The organism is Mycoplana sp. 10N416, from assembly GCF_056394765.1.
In genome coordinates this window covers 89,018-107,933 of record NZ_JBFTIM010000003.1, presented here as the reverse complement: position 1 = coordinate 107,933, position 18,916 = coordinate 89,018, and the positions used below count along the sequence as shown (strand labels likewise).

Sequence of the window (18,916 nt, the reverse complement as noted above, 5' to 3'; positions counted from 1 at the left end):
ATGAGGTAGCATTGAGCCCGCCTCCTGCCGGAGGCCCCGCGGAATCCGCTGTCACGGGGAGGACATGATGGCCAAGCATGCTCCGCGCGAAAGCGTCCAGCTTGCCGACTATCCCGCCTATCAGGGAGGGCCGTTCTTCGAGCTGCAGGAACGGATGGGGCTTCTGAAAAAGGACGCCCTCAACGCACCCCGACGCGCGCTGATCTACATCGCCATAGCCTGGCTCGTCCCCTTGATCCTTGCCTTGCCCGACAGCCTGCGCCTTCAGCCTTTTGGCCAAACCTACCTCACCGATGTGAGCCCGTGGGGGCGGTTCGTGCTGGCAATCGGCGCACTTGTGCTTGCGGAGCAGCAGGTGGAGGACCGTCTGCGGGTGAAGCTGCGCCATTTCGCGGCTGCGCCGTTGATCGCGCCAGAAGCAATGCCGGCTGCGGCCACAGCCGTAAGCGATGCACTTCGGCTGCGCAGTTCGCGTCTTGCCGAAACCGTCTGCCTTGCGCTTGGATACCTCGCAGCGCTCTGGGCAGTCACGCATCATCTGGAGGGGGGCGGACTTCCATGGGCGGGGACTGCCGGCCACGTTACGCTCGCCGGCTGGTGGGCGCTGCTCGTAAGTCTCCCGCTCTTCTGGTTCCTATTGCTGCGCGGATTCTGGCGGCATTACGTCTGGTCGCGATTGTTGCGCGCAATCGCTTCGCTCGAACTGCGCCTGGTGGCAAACCATCCCGACGGCAAAGGTGGTCTTGCCTTTCTGGCAGACTATCCGAATGCCTATCGGACGTTCATGTTCGGTCTCAGTTGTGCCATAGCAGCCGCCTTCGCCAAGCACATCGCGGCAGAAGCACTTTCGATAAGGACGCTGACCACGATCATGGGGGGCTGGCTCGCGCTGGTGCTCGGTTTCTTTGCCTATCCGCTGTCGGCCTTCAGGGCGCCATTGCAGCGGCTGCGCGAGGCGACAATGCTGGTAGCGGCGACCCAGGCCACGCAACGTCTGCGCCAGGACGAGCGCAAGACGCTGTCGCGCAACATTGTCGCAGACGGCACGGAGGAACCTGCGGTCGACGCTGAGATACCCGATCCGGGCAAGCTCTATGAAAGCGCCCGGAAGCTTTCTCCGGGGCTCCTGTCCCGCGGCGCCGTCCTGCCGCTTTCGGCCATGGCGCTGTTGCCGTTTGCCATTGTCGGCATCACCCAGATCCCTTTCGACGACGTGCTTTCGCTCGTCAAGAAACTGCTACTTTTGTGAACCCGGCCGAACCGGCTGTGGTCCAGCCCGAAGCGCACGAAAATTTCACAAGCCTCCATGCGCCGTCGGCTCAAGTGCCTGATTTTGAAAATTTATTAACACGCGCCCGGCCGATTTGGCGCCTTGCCCGGCAGGCTTCAGGGGCCCGTTGGAAAGGGGCTGTTAACCTTTATTTTCTATTCCGGGGGAAGGGGTTTCATGCCTTCCGGTAGTTCCAGCGTTGCAGGTTTCCATGCGTCCTTCCCGTACAAGTTTGTCCACCGCTCAAGACGTCTCCGCGACCCGTAGTGTCAGCGCGGTCCAAGCCCTGCCAGAAGCCGAAGTGACGCTCCCCGGCATGACCGTCACCGGGGAAGTGAAGGCCGGCGCAGATTTGCCAGCCTGGCAGAGCGCGTTCATTCTCGGGCCGAACGTCCGCTTCACGCGAACGCCGGAAAGCGCATATGCGCGCAAGCCTGGCCCGGCGATCGAGCCGGCAAAGCCCGAAGAGGCTGTCGATGCCGCCGTCGACGAACTCGCGGTCGCGCAGGAAGTCACTCCTGCGCCGGTGCCGAATGCGGCTTCCGAAAATCTGGACAGCACGGTCATGCGCAATATCGAAAGCGGGCATGCGCGCGCGCCGTCGACCGAGCCGCGCAGTGCCCTGCCGGAGGCCACCGCTGCACAGAGCGTCGAAGGCGACAACGGCGCCTTGGCTCTCTACCTGCGCCTCAAGCGCGAGATGACGGAGGCCAGTCGCGAAGTGCGGCAGGCTGCTCCCCAGGGACCGCATCCGGCCGTTCGCGAAGCGGCGCCGAAAGACCCGCACGCGACGAAGTCCAGCGCAGCCGCCGCCGAGGTCCCGCCGGCTGGGGCATTCGGACTATGCATTTCAGACTACGCCCTCTGGGAAATCATGAACCCGGGTGTCGACCTCGCAAACCTCGCGCCGGCCGATCGCGTGACGCTGCCCCATTTCAGTGCAAGTCCTGAATCGCCCGCTTCGCTCTATCGCGAGGTGGTGCTCAGGAATTGCAAGACAGGTGCCGCTGCCCCGATCGATGCTGTACCAGCCACTCGGGCGACGCAGGCCGATGCGGTTCAGGCCAAACCTGCCAGCACTCGCGCGATGCCACGATCGATAGTTCCCGCTGCCGCGTCCGCAGCGCGTCCCTCCGCGAGTGTCGCAAGCCATGCCGTGCGGCCAAATCTCCTCGCAAGCTTGACGGCGGCGAAGGCGCCCGCCCCACAGACTTCGGCGTCAGCGGTCGCCTCGCGCGCCTCCGTCCAGCCGGGCTCCCGTCTGCACACGACCGAGACGGCGCCCGAGGCGGCTGCGGCAGTCACGCAGATCGAGGTTGCCGCAAGCTATGCGTCATACTCGGCGCTGCCGTCATTGGCGGCCTTCCAGGCTTCGACAATCAACGTGACGACCACGGCCGGTGTGTGGCAAATGCCCCCGTTGCTGTCCGCCTTCGCCGCTTTGCCGGACGAAGTCCCGGCGACCGTACCTGCTGTTGAAGAGGTCGAGCCGCCGGCGGCTGAACACGGCAGCGCGGTCACGCCGGCTGCTGCGGCTCCGGTTGCCAGACCGGCGCTCACGCCCTCCCGTTCGCTCGCCCGCTCCGGCCTGTTCTTTGCGGTCGACAGCAATCCCGACTACGAATTCCCGCCCGTCGACCTCTTGCAGCAGCCGGCAGGCGAGCAGGCGCACACCATGACGCAGGAAGCGCTGGAGCAGAGCGCCGGCCTGCTCGAAAGCATCCTCGAGGACTTCGGCGTCAAGGGCGAGATCATCGATGTGCGCCCAGGCCCGGTCGTCACCCTCTACGAATTCGAGCCGGCACCCGGCGTCAAATCCTCGCGCGTCATCGGACTGTCCGACGATATCGCCCGCTCGATGTCGGCACTCTCGGCGCGCGTCGCCGTCGTCCCCGGCCGCAACGTCATCGGCATCGAACTTCCGAACGCCGTGCGCGAAACCGTCTATTTCCGTGAACTGATCGAGTGCGAGAGCTACTGGGAAACGAAGTTCAAGCTGGCGGTGTGCCTGGGCAAGACGATCGGCGGCGAGCCGGTCATCGCCGAACTCGCCAAGATGCCGCATCTGCTCGTCGCCGGCACCACCGGTTCGGGCAAGTCGGTGGCGATCAACACGATGATCCTGTCCTTGCTCTACCGGCTGAGGCCGGAGGAATGCCGGCTCATCATGGTCGACCCGAAGATGCTCGAGCTTTCCGTCTATGACGGCATCCCGCACCTTCTGACCCCCGTCGTCACCGATCCGAAGAAGGCCGTGATGGCGCTGAAATGGGCCGTGCGCGAGATGGAGGACCGTTATCGCAAGATGTCGCGCCTCGGCGTGCGCAACATCGACGGCTTCAACGCCCGCGCCGCCACCGCCCGTGCCAATGGCGAAACGGTGATGTGCGACGTGCCGAAGGGCTTCGACCGCTCGACCGGCGAACCGACCTACGAGCAGGAGGAGATGGATCTAACGCCGATGCCCTACATCGTCGTCATCGTCGACGAGATGGCCGACCTGATGATGGTTGCCGGCAAGGAGATCGAGGGTGCGATCCAGCGGCTGGCGCAGATGGCACGCGCCGCCGGCATTCACCTGATCATGGCGACGCAGCGCCCCTCGGTCGACGTCATCACCGGCACGATCAAGGCCAACTTCCCGACCCGTATCTCCTTCCAGGTCACGTCGAAGATCGACAGCCGCACGATTCTTGGAGAGCAGGGCGCCGAGCATCTGCTGGGACAGGGCGACATGCTGCACATGATCGGCGGCGGGCGCATTGCCCGCGTGCACGGCCCTTTCGTCTCTGACGCCGAGGTCGAGGCCGTGGTCGCCCATCTGAAGACGCAGGGACGGCCGGAATATCTCGGCACCGTTACCGAGGACGCAGACGAGGACGAAGCAGCCGAGCCGGAAGAGACTGCGGTGTTCGACAAGTCGGCGATGGGCGAGGAGGACGGCAACGACCTCTACGACAAGGCCGTCAAGGTCGTGCTGCGCGACCGCAAGTGCTCGACCTCCTATATCCAGCGCCGCCTCTCGATCGGCTACAACCGCGCCGCTTCGCTGGTCGAACGGATGGAGCGTGATGGTCTGGTCGGCGCGGCGAACCACGTGGGCAAGCGCGAAATCCTGAACGGCAACCGCGACAGCGTGCCGTCCATGGAGATTGCAGATGACGAGGATTGAGGGGCTTGCCACGGCTTGATCCGTGGTAGTCCACCGCGCCGATCGCCATAGGGGCAGTCAAGGCGTGGAGTGAACTGAATGGTGTCCGCCGCCTCGGTGTCGAAGCGGCGGACGATGTCAATCATGCATCCGGGCGATGCACCGTCTTGACCTCAAGGAAGTCCTCGAGCCCGAACATGCCGCCTTCGCGGCCGTTGCCCGACTGCTTGAAGCCGCCGAAGGGGCTGCCGTAGCGGTGCGGCCCGCCATTGATGTGGACCATGCCGGCGCGAAGGCGCGCGGCGACACGCTCGGCGCGATCCGGATCGCCTGTCTGGACATAGGCGGCAAGGCCATAGTTCGTATCGTTGGCGATCGCGATCGCTTCCTCTTCGGTATCGAAGGGGATGATTGCCAGGACCGGACCGAACACCTCTTCACGCGCGATGCGCATGTTGTTGTTGACGTCGGCGAAGATCGTCGGCTTGACGAAGTAGCCGGTCTCGAAGCCTTGCGGCTTGCCCGGGCCGCCAACCAGCACGCGCGCGCCTTCGGCAACACCCGCCTCGATCAGCGCCTGAACGCGGCCGAACTGGATGTGCGAGACGAGCGGCCCGATGTGGCTGCCTTCGTTCTCAGGGTTGCCGACCGTGGCGGCCTTGCCTGCTTTCTCCGCGATCGCGACGGCCTTGTCGTACACCGAACGCTGCACCAGCATCCGGGTCGGCGCGTCGCAGGACTGGCCGGAGTTGTTGAAGCACTCGGCCACGCTGCCGGCGACGCGATCTTCCAGGTCGGCATCCTCGAACACCAGGTTCGGCGACTTGCCGCCGAGTTCGAGCGTCACGCGCTTGACGGTCTCGGCCGCATCCTTGCTCACGGCAATGCCGGCGCGGGTGGAGCCGGTGAACGACATCATGTCGATGTCCTTGTGCTTGGAAAGGGCCGCGCCGCATTCGATGCCGTCGCCGTTGACCAAGTTGAAGGTGCCGGCCGGGAATCCGGCTTCATGGACCATCTCGGCATAGAGCAGGGCATTCAGCGGCGTGAACTCGGAGGGCTTGAGCACGCAGGTGCAGCCGGTCGCTAGCGCCGGGACAACCTTCAGCGCGATCTGGTTGATCGGCCAGTTCCAGGGCGTGATCAGGCCGCAGACACCGATCGGCTCGCGCCGAACCACGTCGCCGTTCGGAAGCACGTCACGGCTCTTCAGTCCCTTCAGCGCATCGATGAAGCCCTGCAGGTGACCGACGCCGACGTCCGCCTGCTGCTCGGTGCTCATGGTGATCGGTGCGCCAAGCTCAAGCGTGATCGTGCGGGCCATCTCGTCGTAGCGGCGCTTGTAGATCGAAAGCAGCTTCTCCAGAAGCGCGATGCGATCGTCCACGCTCGTCTGGCTGTAGGTAGCGAAGGCCTTCTTGGCCGCAGCGACTGCGCGATCGATATCGGCTGCCGTGCCCATCGAAATCCAGGCGATCGGCTTCTCCGTCGCCGGATTGATGACCTCAAGATCGTTGGCCTTCAGCGGATCGACCCACTTGCCGTCGATGTAGAACTTGCGCTTGTCGAGCATGTTTTCCTCCCGTCGCATTTATTCCGAATTTCGCCCCACCGAGCCGGTTGGCGAGTCCGCGCGACTGTCGACTTCTCCGCGACAAAGAGCAATAGCTCGGCGGAAATTAATTTGATCACATTATTCAAAGTGTGATGGGTTTTCGATCAGTCCTTGCCAGACCCGGCGTAGAAGTTCCGCACATCGGCGGTGAATTTCTGCCGCTCGTCGGGCTCGGTGTAGAACATGTGGCCGCCGCGATAGACCTTGAGGTCCGCGCGTCCGGAGGAGAGCGAAGGCGGCAGGTGATCGATGACATAGCGGCTGGCGCCATAAGGGGTTAGCGTGTCACTGTAGCCGTGCGCCACGAGGAGCCGAAACGACGGAACCACCGACAACAGGTTGCGTAGATCCCGCACGGCGCTGACGTCTGAACGCGCGCCATCCCAGTCCCAGCGCCGGTTCACGTCCTTGTTGAGAAGGCGATAGGACAGCTCGGTCGAAAAGCGTAGTTCGTCATGGGCGTAACTCGCGAAGGCCGCGCCATACGCTCGCGTATAGCCATCCAGAATAGGATCCGCCCCGCGGTCGACCGGCGTTTCCGGATAGGGATCGGCAATGAAGAGGCCGGCATCATAGGGGCTCACGAACCTGCCCTCCGCTGCGGCGAGGTTCTTCGTGTAGATGTCGCCGACAAATCCCCTGGACCGGGCGACGGCCTCCTGTTTGATGCCGGTCAGTTGCGCGATGCGTGCGTAGAAGCGGTCGCCGGTCTCTCCCGTGGGGGCGGGACCGGCAAGCGACACGAGATAGTCGCCCATCGCGAACCTTTCCGCCTCGGCTATCGCCTGTTCACTGAACGCAGCCTTGCGTTCCAGCTCCGCCGCGACCAACGAGGGAAATTGCAGGGCCGCACCCAACGGATCGTCGGACGGACCCAGGACAAACCGGCCATCGATCAGCGGCGAGACCATGACGATCCCCGAGACGACGATCCCCTGTTCGTCCTTCAGCGCGGTTGCCACCTTGGCCGCGCGGAGGCCGCCATAGCTTTCGCCCAGGAGAAATTTCGGCGAAGCGATACGGCCGTTTTGCTGAATGTAGAGCGCTATGGCTTTTGCCAGGCTCTCGGCGTCCTGACGCACGCCGTAATAGGCTGGTTCCGCGTCCTTTCCGGCTGCGCGGCTCCAGCCCGTACCCACCGGATCGATCAGCACGAGGTCTGTGAAAGCGAGCCAACTGTCCGGATTGTCGGTCAGCCGCGGCTGCGTGCCGTCGCGATTGTGTGCATCGAACTCGAGGAGCCGCGGACCGACCAGCCCGAGATGGAGGTAGGCGGACGCCGCACCGGGGCCGCCGTTGAAGCCAAAGGTGATCGGACGCTCTGCCGCTGCGGCCTCTGCCAGGTAGGCAGTATAGAAGATCTTGGCGGTTGTCTTGCCGTCCTGATTGCGCAGTTCGAGCGTCCCCGCGGTGGCCGTATAGGCAATTTCACCGCTCGAAAGCTTCAATACATGCCTAGTGACGGCGTCGGCGGGCAGCAGACTCATGAGTCCGCTGTCCTGCTCCTGGCTTTGGTCGTCGCCTCGATCCTTTGCCTGCAGGGGTGAGGGGACGGCAAGAAAAAGCAGGGCGATGACCGCCACGAGAGATTGAAAACGCAAAGCCGGGCTCCTTTCGCTCGTCTCCCAATGCCGCATCAGTCTAGGGACGGCGACGGCCTATCGGAACTCAATACAAATTGATTGCGGCGCGGACCTCCCATCCTGACCGGCGCGACGAAATCGGCGGAGACACTCGGAACTGCGCCGCTACTCCCCTTCCATTGCTCCCTGCACCCATTGCTGGAAGCGGTGGACCTCGAATTCCTGCGGCATCAGGGTGCCGCGCTTGAATTTCTCGCTCTTCAGTCCGCGCTGGTTCATTTCGCAGGCTTCTCCGTCCTGACGCATGACCAGGCTGGCAAAGTTCACGACGTTTTCCAGGTTGAACCCCGGTGCAGCAAGCGTGTCGGGCAGGAAGAGCCATTCAGCCTTCAGCTCCGTCCGTTCCGGTCCGAGCGGGCGCAGCGAGACGACCCGGACATAGTCGACGTGAGCCACGATGAACATCGTCGGCACCAGGGTGACGAACGTCTGCCCGGCGTCGCGCTCAGCGTCGGTGAGACCTGCAAATTCAGGACCGCAAGGCCGGCCGTCCGTCGTCCAGCTTTTCGCGCCCGCCTTCAGAACCGGATCGTGCCGATCGGTCTCGGGTCGCCAGTCCGGAGCCTCGTTCGGCGCCATGTAGCCCTTGGAGTAGATCGGCACCATCTCCGACAACTCCGGATGGATGCCCGGGCAGTGCAGGCACTCGTTGTAATTCTCCCAGAAAATCTTCCAGTTGCAGGCAAGTTCCTTGATCCAGGTGTGGCCGGTGACGAGGTTCCGCATCGGCCAGTTGTCGAGCGCGTCCGGGCCGAGATCGGGAGCCGCTGCGAAATCCGGCGGGTCGTCGGCCAGACAGAGGAAGAGGAAGCCGTTCCATTCGCGGACATGCACCCGGAAGAGGCCGTGATCCTCTTTTCTGAAGTCGGACGTGGCGGACACGAAGGGCGTGCGCACCAGGTCGCCCGACAAACTGTAGCTCCATTGATGATAGGGGCAGGCGATGAGCTTCGACTTCAGGCTCTTTTCGTCCGTCGAACAAAGCTCGGCGCCACGATGCCGGCAGGTGTTGTGGAAGGCGGTGAGGTTGCCGTCGCGGTCCTTGACGAGAATGAGGTTCTGCCCGCCGACGGCGAGCCGCCGCATCGTCATCGGCGGCAGGTCGTTGTCCCGCCCGACATAGATCCAGTGCCGGCGCCAGATCGCCTTCTCTTCGGCTGCGTACCAGCCCGGATCGAAATAGGCGCGCGCGGGAAGAGAGGGCGGGCAGCGATCAAGGAGAGGGGACTCGGGCAGTAGCCCACTGATTTCGTTCATTGTTTACCTCCCCAGCAGACATGTCATGGCGAACAAGCTGAAATCCAAAGATAAATCTCATCCGGATTGAATGAACTGTCAATCAATGTTGACGTCTAGTGGCAGGCCCTGCCGTCCTCACCCGTCGCCAATCGATCGAGGATGGGGCAGTCCGGCCGGTCATCCCCCTGGCAATGGGCTGAAAGATGCTGCAGCGTCATCACCATCTCCTGCAACTGGCGCATCTTCGCGGTCAACTCGTCGATATGCGTGGCGGCGATGCGCTTGACGTCCGCCGATGCGCGGCCGCGATCCTGCCAGAGCGCCAGCAGATCGCGGATCTGGGCAATGGAAAAGCCCAGGTCGCGGGCGCGGCGGATGAAGGTGAGGGTAGCGAGATCCTTTGGCCCGTAGGTGCGATAGCCCGAGCCGGTTCGACCGGCCTCGTTGATGAGGCCGATCGCTTCATAGTGGCGGATCATCTTTGCGGTCACGCCAGTGGCCGCAGCCGCTTCGCCGATGTTCATGCCAAACTCTCCTTGGTCTTGCCGGCGTTCCCGGCCGGACGGAACCGCTTCAACCGGAGTGCATTGCTGACGACGAAGACGCTGGACAGCGCCATCGCGCCTGCCGCGATCGCCGGCGACAACAGGATGCCGAAGGCTGGATAGAGCACACCGGCGGCGACCGGGATTAGCGCAACGTTGTAGCCGAAGGCCCAGAACAGGTTCTGGCGGATGTTGCGCATCGTCGCCCTGGACAGGGCAATGCCGGTGGCAACCCCGCGCATGTCGCCGGCCATCAGCACGATGTCGGCGCTTTCGATCGCGACGTCGGTGCCGGTGCCGATGGCAATGCCGGTGTCGGCTGCGGCAAGCGCCGGGGCGTCGTTGATGCCGTCGCCGACGAACGCGACCTTCTTCCTGCCGCCTTCAGAGAGAGACTTCACCGCGGCGACCTTTCCGTCCGGCAGAACCTCGGCCATCACCTTGTCGATGCCGAGCATGGCGGCGACGGCCTCGGCCGTGCGACGGTTGTCGCCGGTGATCATCGCCACCTCGACGTCCAGCGCCTTCAATTGTGCGATCGCCTCCTTCGTCGTCGGCTTGACCGGATCGGTGACGGCGAAGAGGGCGGCAAGGTTGCCGTCGATGGCCGCATAGAGCGGCGAGGCGCCCTGCGCGGCCAGCCGCTCCGCATCCCTTGCGAACGGCGTGACGTCCAGCCCGAGCATCGCCATGAACCCAACCGAGCCGGCGTCGACCTTGTGGCCGGCGACGATTGCCGAGATGCCTCGGCCGGAATTTGCCTCGAAGGCTTCCGCGGCCGGGATGTCCAGCCCTTCCGCCTTCGCCGCCTCATGGATCGCGAGCGCAATCGGATGCTCGGAACGGACCTCCGCGGCGGCGACCAGCGAAAGCACTTCGTTGCGATTGAAGCCGCCGTTGGGGATGATCTCCGTCAGTTCAGGCCGACCCAGTGTCAGCGTGCCAGTCTTGTCGACGGCGACGACATTGGTCGATTCCAGCGTCTGCAGCGCCGTGCCCTGGCGGAACAGCACGCCGAGCTCGGCCGCGCGGCCGGTGCCGGTGATGATCGAGGTCGGCGTCGCAAGCCCCATCGCGCAGGGGCAGGCGATGATCAGGACGGCGACGGCTGCGACCAACGCATGCGCCAGCGCCGGGCTCGGGCCCAACGCATACCAGAGACCGAAGGTGGCGACTGCGACCACGATGATCACCGGTACGAACCATCCGGTGACACGGTCAACCAGCGCCTGGATCGGCAATTTCGCCGCTTGCGCGTCCTCGACCATACGGATGATCTGCGACAGCACCGTATCGGCGCCGACGCGGGTGGCGCGGAAGGAAAACGATCCGGTCGTGTTCATCGTGCCGCCGGTGACGAGGTCGCCCGCCTTGCGCTCGACCGGCATCGGCTCGCCGGTGATCATTGATTCGTCGACGTAGGAACGGCCCTCCGTCACCTCGCCATCGACCGCGACCTTCTCGCCCGGACGCACCAGCACGATGTCGCCTGGAATGACGGCCTCGAGCGGAACGTCCACCGGCTGTCCGTCCTTCAGGATTCGGGCGGATGTGGCGCGAAGGCCGGCCAGGTGGCGGATCGCTTCGCCGGTGCGCCCCTTGGCGCGCGCTTCCAGGTAACGCCCCGCGAGGATCAGCGTGACGATGACGGCCGCCGCCTCGAAATAGACGTTGGCCGCGCCGCCCGGAAGCAGGCCGGGCGCGAAGGTCGCGACGGTGGAAAAGCTCCAGGCGGCTGCGGTGCCGATCACCACCAGCGCATTCATGTCCGGCGCGCCCCGCAGGAGGCTCGGAACCCCCTTCTTGAAGAAGCGCAAACCCGGTCCCGCCAGCACGAGCGTCGCCAGGACGAACTGGATCACGCGGCTCGTCTGCATGCCGAGTGTTTCATGGATGTAGTGCCCGAAGGCCGGCACCGCATGCGCACCCATCTCGATGACGAAGAGGGGGGTGGTCAGCACGGCAGCGACGATCAGCGCGCGGCGGAGTGCAGCGATCTCGCCGGCGCGGCGGTCCTCGTCGGAAGGTGTATCGGTCGTGGCGGCCTCGCGCACGGCCCGATAACCCGTCTTCTCGATTGCCAGCGCCAGATCGTCGAAGGTTACGGCACCGCGAAGGAAGCGAACCCGGGCGTGCTCGTTCGCAAGATTTGCGCTGGCGTCGATCACGCCGGGCACGGCTTTCAACGCCTTCTCGACCCGACCGATGCAGGACGCGCAGGTCATCCCCTCGACCGGAAACTCCAGCGTCTCCTCGGCAATGCCATAGCCCGCCGCACGGACCGCTTCGGCGACGGCCGACACATCCGGCCTGCCGGTGAACGTCACGTCGGCCTTCTCGTTCGCGAGATTGACCGCCGCCCCCGCAACGCCCGGCACGTTTTCGATTGCCTTCTCGACCCGGCGGACACACGAGGCACATGTCATGTCCTCGATGGAGAGCTTGATCGTCTGCCGGTCCTCCGGCTCGTTGACTGTGAGCATGATGCACGCTCCTTTCTTTGCCCAGATCGTGCACCTTCCCATGATGTCAAGGTCAAGAGATTCTTTTCCGAGTTCGCTTTCGGCTTTCCCGCTGCAATTCCCATGGCACATGTGTTCGCCGGCCCCATGCACGCACATTGACAGTGGCACGCAATGCGGGATTAATTTTAGCCGGGCGGATTACGGATGGGTGGATCAGCGTGACGTTCACGGACATCAAGACCCGGCTCTATCGCCGGATCAAGTACAACCTGCTTCGGCCGCGCCCGCCGCTGGCATCTGCGCCCTTCGATGGCCCAGTGGTCGTGGTCGGGTCCGCGCCCACTTCGAACAGACCGGCCGGTTTCGACGAGCGTTTTCGGGTGATCACCGTCAATGGATCCCAGATGGTGACGGCAAAGTGGGGGATGGAAAAGCCCGACATCACCTTCATGATGTTCAACCAGGTTCGCGGAGACAACACGAATGCGCTGGAGGTCAGGCGCGTTCTGAAGGGCCAGCGCACCGGCGCGCTCTATGTCCTGCTCTGGCGCGAGGGGCTGCCTTCCTTGCGGGAGGGACTGCAAGCCTTCGACTACCAGTATGACGACCTGCGCCTTATCGACCGCTATCAGCGCATGGCCCTTCTCGATCGCATGTGCGGTCTGACGAGCGGCGAACTGGATCGGGAAGACAAGTGCTCGAACGGCATCTATGCAGCCCTGTTCGCCCTCTATAACGGCGCGCGGGCGGTGATCCTGACCGGCATCAGCCCGCAAGCGAACGGCCATGTCTATAATCAGGAAAATTTGCCGCGCTTCCACAAGGATATGGATCAGAAGGCTCTCCAGGCCCTCCGTGACCGCCGCTACCCCATCTTTACCGCCGACCCGGATGTCGCCGAATTAAGCGGAATACCGCTTTGGAACGGAGAGGGCTGACAGTCGGCCACCGGATCGCTTGGCGTCCTCCTTATTGCTGCACCGCGCTTTCCCAACCGGCGAGCTCATCGTCGTGCAGTTTAATACCATGGGCGGCGATGAAATCGACCATGGCGCGATCCTCCACCTCGGACTGCTGGATGTTCTGCATCGTGACCCTGATCTTTTCCGCAAACCGTTCTGCGGAAACAACATAATTGGAGCCACGCGCCATCTTTGCGGCCAACTCCTCCTCGGACTTGCTGTAGTAGTGATTGAGCTGGAGGTAGGCGTTGGAATAAAACTGCCGTTCCTTGCGCCCGCGTCGGCTGGTCCGAAAGCCTGCATCGTTCATCGTCAGGTCGCCGAACTGGCGCGTCTTGAACTGATGGATCGTCACCTCCACGACCTCGCAGGGATCCACAATGCATTTGAAGTTGCTCGAGTGTTCCTGACGTGCGAGCGGATCGGCGCACCGTCTCGTGTAGTTTTTGACGACAGGTCCGGCGGGCCTGGTCTTGTGCCCGCTGGTTCCGAACATGTGCCAGGGGAGCGAGACGTTGGGGAAATCGCCGGTCGCGACGAGAGCGTCTTCGATCGTCGCCCCCTTTCGCGGCAACAGGAACTCGTCGGCGTCGATAAACGCCATCCGGCGAAAGCGGCAGCCGAAGTTGAGAATGGCATGGGCGAAGGCGTGCACCTGCCCATCGATGAGTTGGTCCGTCTTGCCCGACACGATCCGGCCGGCCCAGGGCACGATGGTCAACTCCTGAGGCTTCAGGATGCGGTGGAGAATGTCACAGGTCTCATCCGTTGATTCATTGTCATAGACAATGAAATGGCAAACACCGACGGCCCTGTGGAAGCGGACCCATTCTTCGATGTAGTGCCCCTCGTTCTTGATGCAGACGGCAATGGCAATTCCCCTTCGTCCGGGATCGGGCGCCGGCGGTGTAATGGAAAGTGCCTTGATGCCGCTTCTGTTTCTGCCAAACCAGCGCATTTTGCCTCCATAGGCCAGCGCGCACACGGGCGAGGTCGGTACTATACGGCCCGGCAGACCTCCGGGCCAGACCTAGTGCCGCCCGCGCCTTCATCCACGCGGCCGCTTCGCATTGACATCACTCCAGTCCTCATGCACACCTAAAAGCGGCTACAGTATCGGAATTCGAATTAAGGGCAGTAGATGAACTAAGTGAAGCGCCACAGGCGGAAGAAAGCGGAAGGTATCGGCATGAAAGACGACCTTATACGCATTTTTATCGGCTTCGATTCCAAAGAAATTGTCGCTTATCACGTCCTTTGTCAAAGCATAGTTGAACATTCCAGCGCCCCAGTGGCGTTTTTTCCGATCGTCCTCAACAATCTCGGCGGGATTTTCAACCGCGAACGCAATCCGTTGCAGTCGACGGAATTTTCCTTTTCCCGGTTTCTTGTGCCATACCTTAGCAACTACGAGGGCTGGAGCATCTTCATGGATTGCGACATGCTTGCCCGTGCGGATATCGCCAAGCTCTGGTCCCTTCGGGATGACAGATATGCTGCGATGTGCGTCAAGCATGACTACGTCCCGAAGGTCGAGACGAAGTTTCTCGGCCAGACGCAAACGAAATATGAAAAGAAGAACTGGTCGAGCATGATCCTGTTCAACAACGCCAGATGCGAGGCGTTGACCCGGGACTACGTCAACACCGCCACCGGGCTCCAGTTGCACCAGTTCAAGTGGCTCGCAAACGATGAGCAGATCGGCGCAATCCCGGTCGTTTGGAACTATCTGGTCAACGAGTACGAGTACCGCGAGGACGCCAACCTCGTCCATTTCACCGATGGCGGCCCCTATTTCGACGAGTACCGTAACGACGACTATGCGCCGGAATGGTTTGCGATGCGCGATCGCGTCGTTTCGGTGCAGCAGAAGTAGCCGGGATCGCCGTCGTGGAAACGCCGGGCCAGCCCGCGGACCAGGGCCTGCCTCCGCCGGGGGCGGCCGCGGGACGGACGCGGCCGGAAGAATGGAGCCAGCTCTTTTCCTCCTACACCCATATCGTCCTTGTCGCCAACAGCGCTGCTGTGGACGTCGCGGCACTGCGCACCCAGTATCCGCCCACGGCTCTGTTCGTGTTCTTCAACCGGGTGTTCAAGGTGTTGGATCAGCCTTTCCGCGGACACGCCCTGCTTGTTTCGCGAGGGCAACCGCGCGGGGCGAATATCGTCTACCGCGGTGAAGTGGAGGAGGTCCTGTCCTTCTTCGAAACGGCTGATTTTCTCGGCATCATGAACATCAGGCTCAATGCGGAGGAGAGGCTCAATACGGCGGCGGACTTCAAGAACGCCCCGACCGGCCATCTGGACCTGCTCGGGCACTTCGATGATTTTTATACCGCGGGCAAGACGCCGACGAGCGGCTTTGCTGTCACCGTGTGGTTGAGCGAACTGAGGCTGGCCTCCATCATCACACTGGCCGGCTTTTCGGCCAGACGGACCGAGCAGTGGCGGGTCGTGTCCGTCCACGACTGGACCTTCGAGCAGGTCTTTCTTCGCCTGATGGCGCGGCTTGACCGAATTGCCATCCATGGTGGTGTGGGCGTCAACGCCTATCGCTCGCTCGCCGAGCGATTTCCTGAGATCTCTCCGGCAGAAATTGCACTCACCGCGTCCGAAGTGCTGTCGGAACGGCTCTCCAACACCGACAGTGAAGTCGACAAGCTGATATCGCTGACAAGCTTCATCCGCGCGGCGGACAATCTGCTGCGAGGGCTCAAGCCAGGGTTTTTGAAACGACGGTCGAATCGCAGCTGACCGATTTCCCGCCAAGCGGCAATCACCGAGGACAGCCGCTTTCCGGTGCAACAAGGAACGGCAGGACTGGAGAACGGCACCACCGCCCCTGTGTCATAGTGCTCAAAAAGCCTGATGGAATAGCGCCGGGACTCGGATTTTCGTCCGCGCTCGTCTATTCTAATACAGGATGTGCGACGATGAACTTGACGGACAACACCATCCTGATCACCGGTGGCGCGAGCGGAATTGGTTTCGCTCTGGCCAAAAGGCTTTCACAGCGCGGCAACCGGGTCATTATTTGCGGGCGGCGCCAGGCGGCCCTTGCAAAGGCGCAGGCGGCCGTGCCTGCATTGGTGACGCAGGTCTGCGACGTCGCTGATTCTGGAAGCAGGCAGGCTATGGTGAAGTGGCTGAACAGCCATCAGCCCACCCTTAATGTGTTGATCAACAATGCCGGCGTTCAGCATCGCCGCTCGTTTTGGGAGAGCGGCGCATTCGCCAGTCTCGATCAAGAGGTTGCCATCAACTTCACGGCTCCGATCCACTTGATCAGCGAGCTTCTGCCGCTCTTACACCGACAGCGACACGCCGTAATCGCCAGCGTCAGCTCGGGGCTGGCATTCGTACCAATCGCTGAACTACCCGTTTACAGCGCCACCAAAGCCGCTCTTCACTCCTTGACGCTCTCCCTGCGTCATCAATTGAAGGAAAGCGGCATCAAGGTCGTAGAGATTGTCCCTCCCATTGTCGACACGGACCTCGGTGGCGGCAGGCGTAGCGCCCGAGCCGCACAGCAATATATGATGTCCGCTGATGATTTCGCCGCAGAAGTCCTCCGCCAACTGGAAGCAGACAAGGACGAAGTGCTGGTTGGCACGTCGGTCAATACCCGCAAGCAGGGCGAGGCGATGTTCGAGCGCATGAACAGCCATTGAGCGGCATGCATGCGTGGACACCGAAGCGAGAAGTCGCCGGAAAGCAAGTTGCCAGTCAAAGCATGGGTGGTGTGCAGGCGCAGGCGACGACCGCGACGGTGCGGCCGATATTGCGCAGGGTGTAGGGCTGGCGTCCGATCAGCTGATAGCCTCCCCCGCGCCGCAGCACGCGCGTCACGTCGCCAACCGTGACTTCGATCGTTCCGGTCAGCACGACCGCTGCCGTCTCGCCGTCATGGGCGATGGGCTCGTCACCGGTTCCCGCCCCCGGCTGGTAGCGCTCGATGAACATCTGAAGGTTCTTGTCGCGCCGCTCGGCGGCCAGCACCCGCAGGTCAGCCTCGCCGCGCGCAACCACCGCCAGATCGTCATGGTCGTAGAACAACACGTTCTGCTGTGACGAGGGCAGGGTAAAGAAATCGGCCATCGAGATCGGCACGGCCGAGAGAATCCGGTGCAGCGAAGCGAGCGAAGGGGAGTGTGCCTCCTGCTCGATCAGCGAGATCGTCGAGTTCGTGACGCCCGCCCGCTTTGCCAGTTCCCGCTGCGACAGACCCGCGCGCTTGCGCACCGCGCGCAACCTCGCGCCAATATCAAGATCGCTGGCATCAACAGCGTTGCCAGCGCTCGCCTCATCCTTTGCCAAAGCTGGTCTCCGCCCCATCCTGCCACTCTCCTGCATGCAACGCCCACCGCGGAATGGTGTTGAAGGCGATATGCGCAATGCAACCGGGCGCGTCAATGGCAACGGCACGCATGTCGGCGCTTGACTGTTCAAAATTTCGTGACATGTTTGTAAAAAAATCAAACACTATATCTGGGAGGGACCTTTGAGCGCCATTGAAACCTTAGGCAAGCTTTCAGGCAAGCTTTTCCTCGGCGGCCAGTTCGTGGCGAGCGCCGCCAGCGAGCGGCTCGACGTGATCGACCCGGCCACCGAAGACCGCATCGCCGAAATTGCGGATGCGACCGATGCCGAGGTGGATGCTGCGATGGAAGCGGCGTTGGTCGCCGGAAAAGACTGGAATGCGATCGACATGCGCAGCCGCGCCGTGGTCATGCACGAGATCGCTGCCGTGATGAGGCGCGACAAGGGGCTCTATGCGGAATACCTGACACGGGAAGAGGGGAAGCCCTACAAGGAAGCCCTAGACGAAGTGTCGTGGTGTGCGACCGCGATGGACTATTATGCCGAAGTCGCGCGTCATGAGGCCGGCCGCATCGCAGGCACGACGGTTCCCGGCCAGTTTCATTTTGCGGTGAAGGAACCGCTTGGCACCGTCGTCATCATCCTGCCGTTCAACTATCCTCTGGTGCTTCTTTGCTGGGAGGCGGCGGCCGCGCTGGCCGCGGGCAATGCGGTGATCGTGAAGCCGCATGAGCAAACCAGCATTACCACGCTGAAATTCATGGAGCTGTTCGGCCCGCTGCCGGCGGGGCTGATGCAATGCGTGACAGGCGGTCCGCGCGTGGCGCAGCGGCTGGTCGCCAGCCGGAAGACGCATGGCGTGGCCTATACCGGTTCCGTCTCTGTGGGGCAGGCCGTGGCACGGACCTGCGCGGAAACCTTCAAGCCCTGTCTGATCGAGGCCTCGGGCAACGACCCTTTCATCGTCATGCCCTCGGCGCCGCTGGAGATCGCGGCGCGGGGAGCGGCGTTCGCGGCCTATCTCAATTGTGGGCAGGTCTGCACTTCGGCCGAGCGGTTCTATGTGCATGAGGCGGTCCATGATCAGTTCGTCGAACTTCTGGTGCAGGAGGCGAGGAAACTGCGCATTGGCAATGGGCTGGAAGAGGTCGACATGGGGCCGATGGCCACCCGTCGCCAGCGGGAGCGTTTCGAGGCGCTGATGGCCAATGCCCGCAAACAGGGGGCGAAAATCGCGACGGGCGGCGGGCGTCCGGCCGGCCAGAACAAGGGCTGGTTCGTGGAACCGTCTGTGCTGACCGAGGTCACGCCCGATATGTCGATCCTGCAGGAGGAATCCTTCGGCCCGGTCGCGCCAATCTGCCGGGTGAAGAGCTTCGACGAGGCGATCGAACTGGCCAACCGCTCGGACTACGGCCTGGGCGCCAACCTCTACAGTTGCGATACCGACGAGACCTTCCGGGCGGTCCGGGAGATCCAGTCGGGCATCCTCTGGATCAATGCACCACTCCTCGACAATGACGCGCTACCCTTCGGAGGCCGGAAACTCTCTGGCAACGGCCGGCAGCTTGGCCCAGAAGGGCTGAGCCAGTTCCAGAACACCAAGTTCGTGATGATCGATCCGAGCGCAAGCAAACAGGACTTCTGGTGGTTTCCCTATGCCCGCGCGGAAAGCTATCCGGGCACACTGAGCTAAGGAGCGCGCG

At 62.9% G+C, this 18,916-nt stretch carries 14 protein-coding genes; 7 read left to right on the top strand and 7 right to left on the bottom strand.

Annotation, left to right across the window (positions count from 1 at the left end):
* The first annotated feature begins 67 nt into the window (after positions 1–67).
* Both AC1DDS_RS07675 and AC1DDS_RS07670 read left to right on the top strand, forming a co-directional pair.
* Positions 68–1,249, top strand: a complete 1,182-nt coding sequence (locus AC1DDS_RS07675; RefSeq protein ID WP_477478337.1) for a hypothetical protein — start codon at positions 68–70, stop codon at positions 1,247–1,249.
* Positions 1,250–1,571: 322 nt separating this feature from the next.
* Complete coding sequence (locus AC1DDS_RS07670; RefSeq protein ID WP_477478336.1) at positions 1,572–4,442, top strand: DNA translocase FtsK; 2,871 nt, start codon at positions 1,572–1,574, stop codon at positions 4,440–4,442.
* A 121-nt stretch (positions 4,443–4,563) separates the two neighbouring features.
* Here AC1DDS_RS07670 and AC1DDS_RS07665 read toward each other — a convergent pair whose 3' ends face one another.
* The 5 genes from AC1DDS_RS07665 to AC1DDS_RS07645 all read right to left on the bottom strand — a co-directional run bounded on the left by AC1DDS_RS07665 (position 4,564) and on the right by AC1DDS_RS07645 (position 11,946).
* Positions 4,564–5,994, bottom strand: coding sequence for an aldehyde dehydrogenase family protein (locus AC1DDS_RS07665; protein ID WP_477478335.1), 1,431 nt, complete (start codon positions 5,992–5,994; stop codon positions 4,564–4,566).
* A gap of 146 nt (positions 5,995–6,140) precedes the next feature.
* On the bottom strand, positions 6,141–7,637 hold the full coding sequence (locus AC1DDS_RS07660) for a S10 family peptidase (protein ID WP_477478334.1): 1,497 nt from the start codon (positions 7,635–7,637) through the stop codon (positions 6,141–6,143).
* Between the two features lie 147 nt (positions 7,638–7,784).
* Positions 7,785–8,936 (bottom strand): aromatic ring-hydroxylating oxygenase subunit alpha, encoded by a 1,152-nt coding sequence (locus AC1DDS_RS07655; protein ID WP_477478333.1) that lies wholly within the window; start codon positions 8,934–8,936, stop codon positions 7,785–7,787.
* A gap of 95 nt (positions 8,937–9,031) precedes the next feature.
* Positions 9,032–9,442 carry a Cu(I)-responsive transcriptional regulator gene (gene cueR / locus AC1DDS_RS07650; RefSeq protein ID WP_477478332.1) on the bottom strand — a complete coding sequence of 137 codons (411 nt, stop codon included), beginning with the start codon at positions 9,440–9,442 and terminating at the stop codon, positions 9,032–9,034.
* On the bottom strand, positions 9,439–11,946 hold the full coding sequence (locus tag AC1DDS_RS07645) for a heavy metal translocating P-type ATPase (protein ID WP_477478331.1): 2,508 nt from the start codon (positions 11,944–11,946) through the stop codon (positions 9,439–9,441). Before AC1DDS_RS07645 ends, cueR begins: the two co-directional genes overlap by 4 nt.
* A gap of 194 nt (positions 11,947–12,140) precedes the next feature.
* Between AC1DDS_RS07645 and AC1DDS_RS07640 the strand changes: the two genes are divergently transcribed.
* A complete protein-coding gene (locus AC1DDS_RS07640) occupies positions 12,141–12,866 on the top strand; it encodes a membrane-anchored protein (protein ID WP_477478626.1) in 726 nt (241 codons plus the stop codon).
* A gap of 31 nt (positions 12,867–12,897) precedes the next feature.
* Here the strand turns inward: AC1DDS_RS07640 and AC1DDS_RS07635 are convergent, their stop codons facing one another.
* Positions 12,898–13,848, bottom strand: a complete 951-nt coding sequence (locus tag AC1DDS_RS07635; RefSeq protein WP_477478330.1) for a glycosyltransferase family 92 protein — start codon at positions 13,846–13,848, stop codon at positions 12,898–12,900.
* Between the two features lie 231 nt (positions 13,849–14,079).
* Between AC1DDS_RS07635 and AC1DDS_RS07630 the strand changes: the two genes are divergently transcribed.
* The 3 genes from AC1DDS_RS07630 to AC1DDS_RS07620 all read left to right on the top strand — a co-directional run bounded on the left by AC1DDS_RS07630 (position 14,080) and on the right by AC1DDS_RS07620 (position 16,561).
* Positions 14,080–14,766 carry a glycosyltransferase gene (locus AC1DDS_RS07630; RefSeq protein WP_310416949.1) on the top strand — a complete coding sequence of 229 codons (687 nt, stop codon included), beginning with the start codon at positions 14,080–14,082 and terminating at the stop codon, positions 14,764–14,766.
* Between the two features lie 14 nt (positions 14,767–14,780).
* Entirely contained in the window at positions 14,781–15,644 is an 864-nt protein-coding gene (locus AC1DDS_RS07625) for a 3-deoxy-manno-octulosonate cytidylyltransferase (protein WP_477478329.1), read from the top strand.
* Positions 15,645–15,823: 179 nt separating this feature from the next.
* Positions 15,824–16,561 (top strand): SDR family oxidoreductase, encoded by a 738-nt coding sequence (locus tag AC1DDS_RS07620; RefSeq protein WP_477478328.1) that lies wholly within the window; start codon positions 15,824–15,826, stop codon positions 16,559–16,561.
* A 55-nt stretch (positions 16,562–16,616) separates the two neighbouring features.
* On the opposite strand, the gene AC1DDS_RS07615 is transcribed toward AC1DDS_RS07620, so the two are convergent.
* Positions 16,617–17,207: a helix-turn-helix domain-containing protein gene (locus AC1DDS_RS07615; RefSeq protein ID WP_477478327.1), complete on the bottom strand. Its 591-nt coding sequence runs from the start codon at positions 17,205–17,207 to the stop codon at positions 16,617–16,619.
* A gap of 184 nt (positions 17,208–17,391) precedes the next feature.
* Here AC1DDS_RS07615 and AC1DDS_RS07610 point away from each other — a divergent pair, with 184 nt between their 5' ends.
* Positions 17,392–18,906 (top strand): aldehyde dehydrogenase family protein, encoded by a 1,515-nt coding sequence (locus AC1DDS_RS07610; RefSeq protein ID WP_477478326.1) that lies wholly within the window; start codon positions 17,392–17,394, stop codon positions 18,904–18,906.
* Positions 18,907–18,916 lie beyond the last annotated feature (10 nt).

Bases quoted from the DNA above. Each gene is read 5' to 3' on its own strand.
- AC1DDS_RS07655 (WP_477478333.1), bottom strand. From the start codon at position 8,936: ATGAACGAAATCAGTGGGCTACTGCCCGAGTCCCCTCTCCTTGATCGC.
- AC1DDS_RS07635 (WP_477478330.1), bottom strand. From the start codon at position 13,848: ATGCGCTGGTTTGGCAGAAACAGAAGCGGCATCAAGGCACTTTCCATT.
- cueR (WP_477478332.1), bottom strand. From the start codon at position 9,442: ATGAACATCGGCGAAGCGGCTGCGGCCACTGGCGTGACCGCAAAGATG.
- AC1DDS_RS07620 (WP_477478328.1), top strand. From the start codon at position 15,824: ATGAACTTGACGGACAACACCATCCTGATCACCGGTGGCGCGAGCGGA.
- AC1DDS_RS07630 (WP_310416949.1), top strand. From the start codon at position 14,080: ATGAAAGACGACCTTATACGCATTTTTATCGGCTTCGATTCCAAAGAA.
- AC1DDS_RS07665 (WP_477478335.1), bottom strand. From the start codon at position 5,994: ATGCTCGACAAGCGCAAGTTCTACATCGACGGCAAGTGGGTCGATCCG.
- AC1DDS_RS07675 (WP_477478337.1), top strand. From the start codon at position 68: ATGGCCAAGCATGCTCCGCGCGAAAGCGTCCAGCTTGCCGACTATCCC.
- AC1DDS_RS07645 (WP_477478331.1), bottom strand. From the start codon at position 11,946: ATGCTCACAGTCAACGAGCCGGAGGACCGGCAGACGATCAAGCTCTCC.